This is a genomic window from Saonia flava, assembly GCF_011927795.1.
In the GTDB taxonomy this organism is placed as follows: Bacteria; Bacteroidota; Bacteroidia; order Flavobacteriales; family Flavobacteriaceae; genus Saonia; species Saonia flava.
In genome coordinates, this window is record NZ_JAATJJ010000001.1 from 564763 (window position 1) to 578883 (window position 14121).

The window sequence follows — 14121 nt, forward strand, 5'->3', positions numbered from 1 at the left end:
GTGTTCTTTTATATTAGGTATTGAAACAAGTCTGGTTTATCATTTAAATAGTCGCCAAAAAAGTTATTTTCTTTCATTCTCTTCATCAGCGGTTCCAACTGGTCTGGGTTTTTAAGCTCTATTCCCACTATGGCAGGAGCATTTTCTTTACTCGATTTTTTAGAGTATTCAAAATGTGTAATATCATCATTAGGTCCTAGAATTTCACTAACAAACTCTTTTAAAGCACCTGGTCGCTGTGGAAATCTAATAATGAAATAATGCTTTAAGCTGGCAAAAAGCAATGCCCTCTCTTTTATTTCTGCCATTCTAACAATATCATTGTTTCCTCCACTAACAATACAGACTACATTTTTTCCCTCTATTTCCCCTCTATAACTATCCAGGGCCGATAAGGTCAAAGCTCCCGCAGGTTCTACAACAATAGCATCTTTATTATATAAATCTAGTATTGTTTGACAAACTTTCCCTTCTGGAACTGTTATCATATCGTAAAGATATTCTTTACATATATTAAATGCTAAATCGCCCACGCGTTGTACTGCTGCACCATCTACAAATTTATCTATTTGATCTAATTTTGTATTCTCTCCTTTTTCTATTGATGTTTTCATAGAAGGAGCTCCTTTTGGCTCTACTCCTATTATTTTTGTTGCGGGAGACAATTCCTTGAAAACACCACACAACCCAGAAGCCAAACCACCACCGCCCACTGCCACAAAGACATAATCAATGGGCTCTTTATACTGTTCCAACAACTCCAACCCTATAGTACCCTGTCCTTCAATAATTTTAGGGTCATCAAAAGGGTGAACAAATGTACCCCCTTGCTCCTTACAAGCTTTTAAAGCGGCTTTATTGGAATCATCAAAAGTATCTCCTTCTAAAACAATTCTAATTTTGCCCCCACCGAACAGTTGAGTTTGTTCTATCTTTTGTTTGGGGGTGACCATGGGCATATATATAGTTCCCAAAATATTAAGATGGCTGCAGGCAAAGGCCACTCCTTGCGCATGGTTTCCTGCACTAGCACAAAACACTCCATTTTCTCTTTCTTCTTTAGAAAGGGAACTTATTTTATTATAGGCGCCTCTAATCTTATACGAACGAACTTTGTGTAAATCTTCTCGCTTTAATAAAATATTGGAATTACATTTTTTTGAATAGCCTTCATTCCTAATCAATGGAGTTATTTTAGCTACTTGAGAGATCGTTTGAGCTGCACTTTTTATATCCTCAATATCAGGAAAGTAAGGCGTTACTCTTTCAGTCATATAACTTAATGGTTCGTTTTGGAAATAACTAAGATTCGCCTCATAAAAATACTCATTTATGAGGCGAATCTATCAAATAGTATTTAAATTATACTATTTTAAAAAACTTTGTATTATCCTAAACAATTGGCTTCATCGCCGTCATTGAAGCTCTTAATCTTGCTCCAACAACTTCCACCGGATGCTCTCTCAACGCCTTGTTCACTTCAATTAATTTTGCATTGGAAACTCCATTCCCTTTTCCCTCTCCATAAGTCTTACCAATAATGTCTGTGTCCACAGTTTTCATGAAATCCGCCAGCAAGGGCTTACATGCGTGATCAAACAAATAACAGCCATATTCAGCGGTGTCAGAAATCACACGGTTCATTTCAAACAGCTTTTTTCTGGCAATTGTATTTGCAATTAATGGAGTTTCGTGCAATGACTCATAATAAGCGGATTCTGCTATTATACCAGAATCGGTCATGGCCTCAAAAGCAAGTTCCACACCTGCTCTTACCATAGCTACCATTAATACGCCATTGTCATAAAACTCTTGCTCAGAAATTTCCATATCACCAGCTGGAGTCTTTTCAAAGGCAGTTTCTCCAGTTGCAGCTCTCCATGTTAATAGGTTTTTATCATCATTTGCCCAATCCTCCATCATTGTTTTGGAAAATTCGCCCTTTATGATATCGTCCATGTGTTTTCTAAATAAGGGGCGCATAATATCCTTTAATTCTTCGGATAATTCGAATGCCTTAATTTTTGCCGGGTTGGACAAACGATCCATCATGTTGGTTATACCACCATATTTTAATCCTTCTGTAACAGTTTCCCATCCATACTGAATCAATTTTGAAGCATAACCTGGCTCAATTCCTTTCTCGATCATTTTATCAAAACAAAGAATAGAACCTGTTTGCAACATTCCGCATAAAATAGTTTGCTCCCCCATTAAATCCGACTTAACTTCAGCAACAAAAGAAGATTCCAAAACCCCTGCCCTATCACCTCCTGTAGCAACCGCATAAGCTTTTGCTTGAGCCAAACCTTTTCCTTCTGGATCATTGTTAGGATGCACCGCAATTAATGTGGGCACTCCAAAACCTCTTTTATATTCCTCCCTAACCTCTGAACCTGGGCATTTTGGAGCAACCATAATTACAGTTAAATCTTCACGAATCTGCATTCCTTCTTCCACAATATTAAATCCATGGGAATAGGTTAAGGTTGCACCTTTCTTCATCAAAGGCATAACAGCAGAAACTACACTTGTATGTTGTTTATCTGGCGTTAGGTTACATACTACATCGGCACTAGGAATTAATTCTTCATAGGTCCCAACAGTAAAACCATTCTCACTTGCATTAATAAAGGATTGTCTTTTTTCTTTGATTGCGCCTTCTCTCAAAGCGTAAGAAATATCTAAACCAGAATCTCTCATGTTCAAACCTTGGTTTAGTCCTTGAGCGCCACAACCAACTATCACAACCTTTTTTCCTTTTAAAACTGATACACCATCTGAGAACTCTGAAGATTCCATAAATCTACATTTTCCCAATTGCTCCAACTGTTCTCTTAAGGATAATGTATTAAAGTAATTTGCCATTTTCTATTTAGTTTATCTTTTTATTATTTATTTACTTACTATAGTCATAATATCCATTTAATATGGATGAAATCGGCATTTCTGTTTTAGAAACCGCTATTCTTCCTGAGCGTACAAATTGCATAATTCCATACGGTTCCAAAAGATCGTGCATTTCATCTATTTCCTCTTTTCTTCCAGATTTTGCCAAAACAAAAAAGTCACGGGAAACTGTCACAATCTGCGAATTGCTCTCTTTTATTATATTCTGTATCTGCCTTTCGTCAAATAACAAATCAGAGGCAATTTTAAACAAAGCAGATTCTTGATATATTGTCTCCTCATCTGTATGATAAAATGCTTTTATCACCTCAATTTGTTTCTCAATTTGACCCACAATCTTACGTGTCCACTCAGGGGTCGTGAAGACCACAATGGTGAACTTAGATACGCCTTCAATTTCTGATTTAGAGACATTTAAACTCTCTATATTAATGTGTCTCTTTAAGAATATTCCTGATATTCTATTTAATAATCCTACGTTATTTTCTGAATAAACAGATATGGTGAACCACTCTTTTTCCATAAGCCCCTATTCCATTATTCCAATCAAGTTCATATGATTGGATTCAGTTAATTTAATTGTTATTTTCTTCTGTTTTAACCGCAATAATCACCCCAGTTGACCAGTTCATTTTGGTCAAATTAAAATCCTTTCTTCTTTCCAAATAATCAACCAGTCCATCTACTTTTTCCTGATGTCCTTCTGGCCAATTTGATTGGGCAGTCATATCATCAATCACATAAAAACCTCCAACTTTTATTAAATCTAAAACCTCATTAATGTGACTGTATTTACCTGGCCATGCATCTGCAAAAACCAAGTCGAATTGATTTCCTTTATACTTTTTAATCCATTCAGCCCCATCCTCGCAAATCACTTCTACCCTGCTATCATTGCCAAAATAATCTTTGGCAATTTTAATTAGTTTAGGGTCATTGTCAACTGTAACCAAATGAGATTCTGCATCCATTCCATCCACCATCCAAGATAAGGAAAGTCCAATTCCTGTCCCCAACTCCAATATATTAGCATTGGGTTTGGAGGAAATCAAAGTTTTCAACAAAGTGCCAATATGCAAATCAGATGGCATTGTAAACCCAATTTCTTGGGACTTACGCTCTATCTCAGCATGAATACTTGGCTTATCTAAAATGTTCTGGTCGTTCATGGTTATTTTAGTCTAACATCAGAAACAGATGCCCCAGAAGGAATCATTGGAAATACATTGTCTTCTTTCTCAACACATACCTCCAAGAAAAAGGCATCTTTAGAAGCCATCATTTCCTCTACCGCAGCTTTTAAATCTTTTCTTTCTTTAACCCTTGTGGATTTTATATGATAGCCTTCTGCTATTTTCACAAAATCTGGATTAACCATTACTGTAGAAGCATAGCGACTATCAAAAAATAGTTCCTGCCATTGTCTTACCATTCCTAAGTGGTCATTGTTCAGCACAACAATTTTTACCGGAGTTTTATTTTGAAAAATAGTTCCTAATTCCTGAATGGTCATTTGATAACCTCCATCTCCAATAATTGCTACTACTTCCCTATCCATAGCTCCCATTTTGGCCCCAATGGCAGCTGGTAGCGCAAACCCCATAGTTCCTAAACCTCCAGACGTGATATTACTTTTAGTTTGCTTAAACTTGGCATATCTACATGCGAACATTTGATGTTGGCCAACATCGCTCACAATGACTGCTTTGTTTTCTGAGGCTATGTTTATTTCTTCCATCACCTCTCCCATAGTCAAACCTTCTTTGGTTGGGTGAATGTCATTTTTTATAACCGCGTCAAACTCAATTTCGTACTTTTTCTTAAACTCATTGTGCCAAGCTTCATGTCTGTTTTCATTTAACAAAGGCAACAATAAATCCAATGTTTCTCTAGCATTGCCTAGAACGGCTACATCTGTCTTTACATTTTTGTCTATTTCAGCTGGGTCAATGTCAAAATGAATAACTTTTGCTTGTTTGGCATAAGTGTCCAAATCCCCTGTTACCCTATCATCAAAACGCATCCCAATAGCTATCAATACATCACACTCATTGGTCAATAAGTTGGGTCCATAATTTCCATGCATGCCTACCATACCCACATTTAAAGGATGGTCCGTGTCCATGGCCGAAAGACCAAGAATAGTCCATGCAGCAGGTATTCCCGCTTTTTCCACAACTGACTTAAGCTGTTCTTCTGCCTTCCCCAAAATAACACCTTGGCCAAAAACAATATAGGGCTTCTTGGCTGAATTTATCAATTCTGCAGCTGCCTCGATTGCTTTTTTGTTGGGTTTAGGAACTGGATTATAGCTTCTTACTTTTTTACAAGGTTCATAAAAAAAGTCAAGTTCCTCAAATTGTGCATTTTTAGTTATATCAACCAAAACCGGGCCTGGACGACCAGACCTGGCAATATAAAATGCTTTTGCCATAATTTCTGGTATTTCTTCAGCTCTTGTAATCTGGTAGTTCCATTTAGTCACAGGAGTTGAAATACCAATAATATCGGTTTCTTGAAATGCGTCTGAACCCAATAAATGTCTGGTAACCTGACCAGTAATGCATACCATAGGAGTTGAATCTATCTGGGCATCTGCCAGACCAGTAACTAAATTAGTCGCTCCTGGACCAGATGTTGCCATGGCAACCCCCACATCACCTGTAACTCTGGCATAGCCTTGAGCCGCATGTGTGGCGCCTTGTTCATGTCTAGTTAAAATATGCGTCAATTTATCTTGAAACTTATATAGCTCATCATAAATGGGCATAATGGCACCTCCTGGATATCCATATACCAAATTTGCCCCTTCCGCAAGCAAACAATGGATAATAGCCTCGGCTCCACTAATTTTAATAGGTGTCTGTTTATTGGTCTTTGTTTCCTCCTTCTTCAATGTTTCCATATCAAAATATTAATAACACGCTATTCACTAAAATTCATCAGTTACACAACCTTTGGATGCCGATGAAACTGTTTTAGCATATTTGTATAAACTTCCTTTTCTTACTTTAAGAGCCGGCTGTACCCAGGCTGCTCTTCTCTTTTCGATTTGGTCATCTGTAAGGTCAACAGAGATACTGTTTTTCTCTGCATCAATGGTTATAATGTCTCCATCTCTGACCAATCCAATTGTTCCTCCATCCTGAGCTTCAGGAGAAACATGACCTACAACAAAACCATGGGTTCCTCCAGAAAAACGACCATCGGTAATCAAGGCAACATCCTTCCCAAGACCTGCTCCCATAATGGCAGCCGTTGGCTTTAACATTTCTGGCATTCCAGGCCCTCCTTTAGGACCTTCATAACGAATAACCACTACATCTCCTTTCTTCACCATTCCTGCCCCAATTCCGTCATTAGCTTTAAACTCGTCCTCAAAAACCTTGGCGGGACCAGAAAAATACAGCCCTTCTTTACCCGTAATTTTGGCTACTGCACCATCCTTGGCCAAGTTTCCGTATAAAATACGCAAGTGACCTGTTTCCTTAATGGGAGCATCCAACGGTTTCACCACTTTCTGGCCATCGGTTAAACTTGGAACATCTACCAAGTTCTCCGCTATTGTTTTTCCAGTAACGGTAAGGCAATCCCCATGTAACATACCATTCTCCAACATAAACTTCATAACAGCAGGAATACCACCCACCCTATGAACATCCTCCATTAAATATTTACCACTAGGTTTTAAATCTGCCAAAAATGGGGTTGTATCACTTATTCTTTGAAAATCATCTAATGTAAATTCTATTTCAGCAGCTTTGGCTATTGCCAAAAAGTGAAGTACCGCATTTGTTGAACCTCCTAAAACTGTAAGTAACCGAACCGCATTCTCAAATGATTTTTTGGTAATAATATCACTTGGCTTAATATCGTTCTCCAATAAGTATTTCAGTGCTTTTCCTGATTCTATACAATCGCCTTTTTTTTCACTTCCCGTAGCGGGGTTGGATGAGTTGTATGGTAATGCCATTCCCAAGGCTTCTATTGCGGAAGCCATTGTATTCGCTGTATACATTCCTCCACAAGCCCCTGCTCCTGGGCAAGCGTTTTGTATAACTCCCTTGTAATCTTCTTCATTCATTGTCCCGGCCACTTTCTCGCCCCAAGCTTCAAAAGCTGATACTACATCCAGTTTTTTATCCTTAAAACAACCAGATGCAATAGTTCCACCATATACCAAAACCGAAGGTCTATCCAAACGAATCATTGCCATTAAGGCTCCAGGCATATTTTTATCACAACCCACAACAGTGACCAATCCATCATAGTTCATGGCCTGCACCACAGTTTCCATGGAATCAGCAATAATATCTCTTGAGGGCAAAGAATAGCGCATTCCATAGGTTCCCATGGATATACCATCACTTACACCAATGGTATTAAATACAAGACCCACTAAATCCTTGGAATTTGTACCTTCCTTTACATACTGGGCCAAATCATTTAAATGCATATTACAGGGATTCCCCTCATAACCTGTGCTTCCAATCCCTATTAAAGGCTTTCTAAGATCATTGTCTGTAAGTCCTATAGCATGCAACATAGCTTGTGCAGCCGGTTGTGTTGGATCTTGGGTTACATTTTTACTGTACTTATTTAATTCCATTCTGTGTTTCGCTTCAATTTTTTAATATAAAATGAATCCTTCTATCAAAGATAAATCTTTAAAAAAGTCAATTCTTTCAACAATAGTTTTAGGTTTAAATTCAGTTTCAAATATATTTATTTAAAATACTGATAATCAATTATATAAATGTGTTATTCGTACCATATTCAACACTTTTCCATCTACAAAGAAAAAGCCTGTATCTCTATTTGATACAGGCTTTAACAATCAATTGAAAGTCCATATCATCCCCTAAAGGGGACAACAATGAACAAATTGATTAAATTTTTTCTTCTATTCATTTCTGTAAAATTAATTAAAAAATGCAACTCCACAAACAAATGAGACCTGCTCTTTATTTTAATTTAAATGAAACTTTATCCCCAGATTTTTTTTGTGCCAAAATAGATATGGCCCGGTCCGACAACTGCAATATTCGCGGGTAACCTCCTGTAGTTTGCCCATCTTTCATTAAAACAATCAATTTTCCCGATGGGGTTAACTGAACCGTGCCTGGTAGCGTAGCAGATGTTAGCATGGAAAAGGAATGCCCTTTTATTAAATCTTCTAATTGGTAGGCCATTCTATTATTTTCTTTTGCTATGGAGAATTCCCTGAAAAACAAAGCTTCTAAATGTTTGTCATTTAACAAATCATATTCTGGTCCTTTATAAACTTCCAAAACAACTTCAGTTAAAAAAGAATCGGTTGGAAATTCATCATGCTCGACATGGAAATGGGGATAAGCATCATAGGGAATTTCTGCTCCTTTCTTTATATATGCATTGGGAGTAATAGGATAATAAAGAGATTTACTGCCCAATTTGTCTTCAACTTTAAACCCTCCCTTAATGGCCAAATAGGATCTAAATCCTTTCTCCAGTTTACCAAAGGACACTATATCTCCTTTTTCAATTTTATAGACCTTACAATTAACGATTGGCTCACTATTCAATGTAGCTGACATTTCTGCCCCTCCCAATACGATATAGGTATCCTCTTCAAATTCAAGGGTTGGTCCAGTCATGGTAATTTCCAAGGCCGCCGCATTCTCATTGTTCTTTAATAATTTATTGGCCTTATGGAAAGAATAGGAATCCATAACACCCGAAACTGGAACCCCTTTATCCCTAAAGTTAAATCTGCCCCTATCTTGAATTGTAGTGAAAAAACCTGATTTAAGTACCTTAAGCATTTATAATCTCTTTTTCCAATTCGTAAATTCCAACTTCTCCTTGGATTTTATGTAAATCATATTCTGCTCGTGGAATTGGATAAAATTGGATTTTGTCCCCAACATTGACTAAGCATGGGTCCTTCTTATTGCTATTGAAAATTGGAACAGGGCAGTTGCCAATGATGTTCCAACCTCCGGGAGATTCCTGAGGATAAACCCCAGTTTGTTTTCCTGCAATTCCAACAGCGCCTTTTTCCACTTTTAATCGAGGACTAATTCTTCTTGGGATTTCCAATTCTTGTGGCAATCCACCTAAATACATAAAGCCAGGCAAGAAGCCAATTCCAAAGACTGTATATATATGCTGGGCGTGCAAAGCAATTATCTCATCCGTGCTTTTATTAAGTTCTTTTGATATTGTTTCTAAATCAATTCCAAAATTAAGATCATAACAAACAGGAAGCTTCCATATATATCTTTCTACAGAATCAACTATGTTCTCTTCTGAATACCAATCCTTAAGTTGTTCTTTGAAATTATTAAATTCTATTGGGTCATCTTTTTGAATAAGAGTAAGGGAATTATAGGCAGGTACGGTTTCCCATCCATTTTTCTTTAAACAATTCTGCTTCAGATATTGATTGAACTGAATGATATCTTCCAAGATTTTCTCATCGACCTTGCTTGGCCATTCCACGAGAATAGCATGCTCGCCAAATGGCTTTATGGAAATGGAAAACGTGCTCACTATTTAATGTAAATATTTAGTTTACTCAATTCAACTGAAAGATACATCAATATTTTTAATGCGTTTGGTGTGTCTCCATGAATACAATAGGTGTCGGCGTAAATTTCAACAATTTCACCATCAGATGTTTTAATATTCTGGTTTTTAATCATGTGCAATAAATGTTTCATTACATCTTTAGGGCTAGTAATCAAAGCATTGGGCAAGCTTCGGGAAACCAAACCTAAATCTGCATTATAATTCCTGTCCCCAAAAGCCTCTCTTTTTATTTTATATCCATTCTCTTTGGCCAATTCTTCTATAACAGAATTATAAGGGACGTAGAGGTAGACATCCTCTTTATATTGCTCAATGGCTTCAAGAAAAACAGTAGCCATCTCCAAATTCATTGCTATGTCATTATATAGGGCTCCATGAGGTTTTATGTGATGTAATGGAGCCTTGTTCTTTTTCAGAACTAAAATTAAACTGTTTATTTGCTTTTTAATACTTTCCTGAAGTTCTAACAATGGAATATTCAAAGAAATTCTTCCGAAATTGGCTTTATCAGGATACGAAGGATGAGCTCCAATTTTTATGTCATTTTTTATAGCCAACTGCACCACCTCATCCATAGTATTACTATCTCCAGCATGACCACCACAAGCAATGTTACAAGAAGAAATAAAGGGAAAGAGCTTCTCTTCATTGCCCATTCCTTCTCCTACATCACAGTTAATATCAATTTCTATTCTCCCCATTTAAAACAATCCGAAAACTTTAAAAATACTTTTTGCACCCAAAACTATAGCAAGCAATATGATTATAATGCCTAAAATATTCTGCATGGCCTTGTTTTTATACTCTCCCATAACAGTTGTTTTGTTAACCACCCATAACAAGAAAATTGCAATTACAGGAAGTAATATTCCATTTGCAACTTGGGCAAACTTTATAATTTCAATGGGTTTTATTCCAAATGACAAAAAGAATACTCCCAATGCCAATATAAAGAACCATACCATTCTAAACCGAATGTCTTTCATGCTTGCATTCCATCCAAAACAACTATTCACAACATAGGCCGCTGCCAAAGGTGCTGTAATGGCAGAGGTAATCCCCGCTGCAAATAGACCAATCCCCATAAAATATTTGGCACTTTGCCCATATAGTGGCTCCAATCCTTTTGCCATATCCAATACATTGGAAACCCCATCAGCGGAAATACTATTGGCCGCAACAACAATTGCCATGGAAACCAATCCGCCAAGTGCAATGGATATAAAAGTGTCCTTCTTGGCAAATTTTAAATCTTTTTTTGTTTTCCATTTTTCGCTTACAAGTGAGGCATGTAAAAATAGATTGTAAGGCACCACAGTTGTTCCCACCAAAGCAATAATGGTTAAAATACTGTTCTTGGACATGGTAGGGACAAAAAGTCCCTTTAAAATTTCACCTACATTAGGTTTTGTAATTATGGCAGTGACCAAAAAAGATAGGCTCATAAAAATGACCAAAGTAACCAACACTTTTTCAAGAACGTTGTAGTTTCCAAAAAATAAAAGTACAAATGCTAAAAAACCAACAATAAGGGGGTAAAAAGCTCCTGTTTGTTTTCCAAAAACCGCCTCCATACCCAAAGTTGCCCCACCTATATTTCCCGCTTCATATGCCGCATTTCCGACCACAATAGCCCCCAATATAATGACTATTACCACATATCTAACCCAAGGGGTTTTTAACTCACCTCTAATGACCTCAGCCAATCCTTTTTGAGTGATAATCCCCAATCTAGCCGACATTTCCTGTAGCACTATGGTAGCTATTATGGATAACAATAGTGCCCATAGTAGGGAATAACCAAATTCAACCCCAGCTAAAGTGCAGGCAGTAACCGTACCTGGACCAATAAATGCAGCAGCCACTAAAACACCAGGCCCAACTTTTTTAAACATTTAGGTTTACATTTTATGTTGAGTAAATATAAATGGTAGTAAATTAAAATTGACCGATGAACTGCTGGAATTACATAAAAACCATGCATTTCATCTAAAAATTTGCATTTCGTCTAAAAGTAGGGTTCCATACGTCGATACTTTATAATATTCCAAAAAAGTTAGGGTTATATTAATCCCGAATCTTAAACAACTAACTTGAATGACGTGCTTAGAGTGCAATAAAGAGCTGAATGAAACAGACCATAGGAAATCTATTGATGCCTTTGGAGTAGAATTATGTGATCCCCATAGAACACGAATCGAAAAATTAGTACAAATTAATGACACACCCATAGAAGCTATCCAATTATACTATGCCTTAAAGGAAGTTGGGGTATATACCATGTTGGAATGGTGGGATGGAAAAAAGTTTGTTGACCTGGCAGTTTCCAGGGTCAAATTAAATATTGAGGTTGATACAGAATATGATCTAATCACCCATGAACAGGCCATGAAAGACCTAGAAGAAGCCATGCATTCTTTTAAAAATGGGTTTACCACAATACGTATTCCACATATTGTTATAAAATACAATCTATATAAGACTGTAAACAATATTTTGGGAATTGTGGAAGGACTAAAAGCCAATATAAAAGTCATTTAAACTTTTACATTGGGCAGAATAACCTAAAAACTAAAGCCTTATGTCTAACCAAAAAAAATACCTTACAATTCCTATTAGGATATCCCTGTTACTGATTCTTGTAGGAATGCTTTTTAAAGCGTTACATTGGATACCTGTTTTCACCAATGGCATAATCCTTTGTAGTTTTGTAGCCATAAGTATCTTATACTCATTGCGTTTTTCTAAAAAACAAACCAAAGGTTCCATAGCCTATATAAAATTGGTCTTGGTTATTTTTTGGTCTCTAAATGGTATTTTTACCATTCTTCATCTTCCTTACGGAGAAGTTTTTCAAATAGTGAGTCTTATAGCTTTCCTTTTTTGGACAGCTATGGAAGGAACTAGTTATTTCTTTAATAAAGAAGCCCAGGAAAACAATACGAGCTATCTTTTATGGAACGGCATCATGATCTTGGGTGCATTCTCCATTGTATTGGGTACCCTTTTCAGTTTTCTTAATTGGGACTATGCCGTACCTTTATTAGTTTTTGGTATTTCATCCGTGGTAGTTTATATTCTAAGAGATGTTTTTGCCCAAAAACAAGAAGGAGAAACTTCTTCCTAGTCACTATTACTAATTACAAAAATTTGATGTCTTAAAAAAATTGCTTCCTAAATTAGAAAGCAACAAGATTATGTACTTCAAATCCATAATATGAAATAACTCAAATTTATCTTTTGAGCCTTCCGTATATTCTCCTTAATTTTTAATATATTTCATTAGACTTCAATGGAATATCATGAAAAAAAGGGACTTTATAAGACATTTGGGAAGTGCAGCGGTTGGGTTGCCGTTTTTATCTTTTGACATACCTAATAAAAAATCTGAAACCTTTAAACCATACCCAACTAATGATGAGGCATTCTGGAAACGAATTAGAGCAGACTACACCTTAAAAGAACAGTATATAAATCTTGAAAATGGGTACTACAATATTATCCCCAATCCCACCTTAGAAAAATTTACGGAGCATGTAAAAATGGTTAATAAGGAGGGTGCATATTATATGCGTACTGTACAGTGGGACAACAAGAAAAAAATGGCATCCAAATTAGCTAATTTTGTTGGATGTAAATCCAATGAGCTGATTATTACCCGGAATGCCACAGAATCTTTGGATATGATTATTGCCGGTTTTCCATGGAAAGAAGGTGATGAAGCCATTTATGCATTACAAGATTATGGTTCTATGGTAGATATGTTTGAGCAAGTTGCCAAAAGACATGGGATTGTAAACAAAGTTGTTTCTGTTCCAAATCATCCAAAATCTGATAGGGAATTGGTTGCATTATATGAAGAACAAATAACCCCCAAGACCAAACTTTTGTTTGTCTCTCACATGATAAACATTACAGGTCATATTCTTCCCATCAGGAAGATATGTGACATGGCCCATTCATACGGTGTGGATGTTTTGGTAGATGGGGCTCATTGTATTGGCCATTTTGATATTAATATTTCTGAGCTTAATTGTGATTATTATGGCTCCAGTCTACATAAGTGGTTGAGTACTCCTTTAGGGGTGGGCATGTTGTATATAAACGAGGAAAAAATTTCAAAAATTTGGTCCTTATTGGCAGAGCATGAACGCGACCCTGGAGATATAACCAGATTGAACCATACAGGAACTCATCCTGTCCATTCCGATCTGGCCATTGAAAATGCTCTGGAATATTTAAACCTTATCGGAATACAACGAAAAGAGAAAAGAATGCGTTTTTTGCAACGATATTGGTCCGACCAATTAAGGGAAGTAAAAAACATTGTTGTAAATACTCCTATCAATGAACAACGAAGTTGTGGTATTGGCAATGTAGGGATAGCCGGACTTGAACCAACAGAACTTGCCAAAATACTTTTGAATGAATTTCAAATTTATACAGTTGGGGTAAATTGGAAAAATGTGGTTGGGTGTAGAATCACTCCCAATGTCTATACAACTACAAAAGAACTGGACCATTTTGTTTCATCTATGAAAACCATAGCAGCAAGGGTTTAAAGGGTTATCCTAATTTTCTATATCTTGTAATTTAAAACAACCAACTAAGTAAAACCAACTCCTATAACTAACTCAA

13 protein-coding genes are annotated in these 14121 nt (G+C 36.6%); 3 read left to right on the top strand and 10 right to left on the bottom strand.

What is annotated here, in order from left to right; genetic code table 11:
* Positions 1–8: 8 nt before the first annotated feature.
* From ilvA to GGR42_RS02655, 10 genes are all read right to left on the bottom strand, one after another.
* Complete coding sequence (gene ilvA / locus GGR42_RS02610) at positions 9–1274, bottom strand: threonine ammonia-lyase IlvA (protein WP_167960565.1); 1266 nt, start codon at positions 1272–1274, stop codon at positions 9–11.
* A 118-nt stretch (positions 1275–1392) separates the two neighbouring features.
* Complete coding sequence (gene ilvC / locus GGR42_RS02615) at positions 1393–2868, bottom strand: ketol-acid reductoisomerase (RefSeq protein WP_167960567.1); 1476 nt, start codon at positions 2866–2868, stop codon at positions 1393–1395.
* Between the two features lie 31 nt (positions 2869–2899).
* Entirely contained in the window at positions 2900–3433 is a 534-nt protein-coding gene (gene ilvN / locus GGR42_RS02620; protein ID WP_167960569.1) for an acetolactate synthase small subunit, read from the bottom strand.
* A gap of 52 nt (positions 3434–3485) precedes the next feature.
* A complete protein-coding gene (locus GGR42_RS02625) occupies positions 3486–4079 on the bottom strand; it encodes an O-methyltransferase (protein ID WP_167960571.1) in 594 nt (197 codons plus the stop codon).
* A gap of 2 nt (positions 4080–4081) precedes the next feature.
* Positions 4082–5815 carry a biosynthetic-type acetolactate synthase large subunit gene (gene ilvB / locus GGR42_RS02630; RefSeq protein ID WP_167960573.1) on the bottom strand — a complete coding sequence of 578 codons (1734 nt, stop codon included), beginning with the start codon at positions 5813–5815 and terminating at the stop codon, positions 4082–4084.
* A gap of 27 nt (positions 5816–5842) precedes the next feature.
* Positions 5843–7519: a dihydroxy-acid dehydratase gene (gene ilvD, locus GGR42_RS02635; RefSeq protein ID WP_167960574.1), complete on the bottom strand. Its 1677-nt coding sequence runs from the start codon at positions 7517–7519 to the stop codon at positions 5843–5845.
* A gap of 355 nt (positions 7520–7874) precedes the next feature.
* The gene (locus GGR42_RS02640) at positions 7875–8714 is read right to left on the bottom strand and encodes a 5-oxoprolinase subunit C family protein (RefSeq protein WP_167960576.1); all 840 of its coding nucleotides are present in this window, start codon (positions 8712–8714) and stop codon (positions 7875–7877) included.
* Positions 8707–9444 carry a 5-oxoprolinase subunit PxpB gene (gene pxpB, locus GGR42_RS02645; RefSeq protein ID WP_167960578.1) on the bottom strand — a complete coding sequence of 246 codons (738 nt, stop codon included), beginning with the start codon at positions 9442–9444 and terminating at the stop codon, positions 8707–8709. The genes GGR42_RS02640 and pxpB overlap by 8 nt, the downstream gene beginning before the upstream one ends.
* Positions 9444–10184 (bottom strand): 5-oxoprolinase subunit PxpA, encoded by a 741-nt coding sequence (gene pxpA, locus GGR42_RS02650; RefSeq protein ID WP_209023917.1) that lies wholly within the window; start codon positions 10182–10184, stop codon positions 9444–9446. Before pxpA ends, pxpB begins: the two co-directional genes overlap by 1 nt.
* A complete protein-coding gene (locus tag GGR42_RS02655) occupies positions 10185–11378 on the bottom strand; it encodes an Nramp family divalent metal transporter (protein WP_167960580.1) in 1194 nt (397 codons plus the stop codon).
* A gap of 202 nt (positions 11379–11580) precedes the next feature.
* Between GGR42_RS02655 and GGR42_RS02660 the strand changes: the two genes are divergently transcribed.
* From GGR42_RS02660 to GGR42_RS02670, 3 genes are all read left to right on the top strand, one after another.
* Positions 11581–12024 carry a hypothetical protein gene (locus GGR42_RS02660; RefSeq protein WP_167960582.1) on the top strand — a complete coding sequence of 148 codons (444 nt, stop codon included), beginning with the start codon at positions 11581–11583 and terminating at the stop codon, positions 12022–12024.
* Positions 12025–12064: 40 nt separating this feature from the next.
* A complete protein-coding gene (locus GGR42_RS02665; RefSeq protein ID WP_167960584.1) occupies positions 12065–12610 on the top strand; it encodes a hypothetical protein in 546 nt (181 codons plus the stop codon).
* 175 nt (positions 12611–12785) lie between these two features.
* The gene (locus GGR42_RS02670) at positions 12786–14045 is read left to right on the top strand and encodes an aminotransferase class V-fold PLP-dependent enzyme (RefSeq protein ID WP_167960586.1); all 1260 of its coding nucleotides are present in this window, start codon (positions 12786–12788) and stop codon (positions 14043–14045) included.
* Positions 14046–14121: the final 76 nt, after the last annotated feature.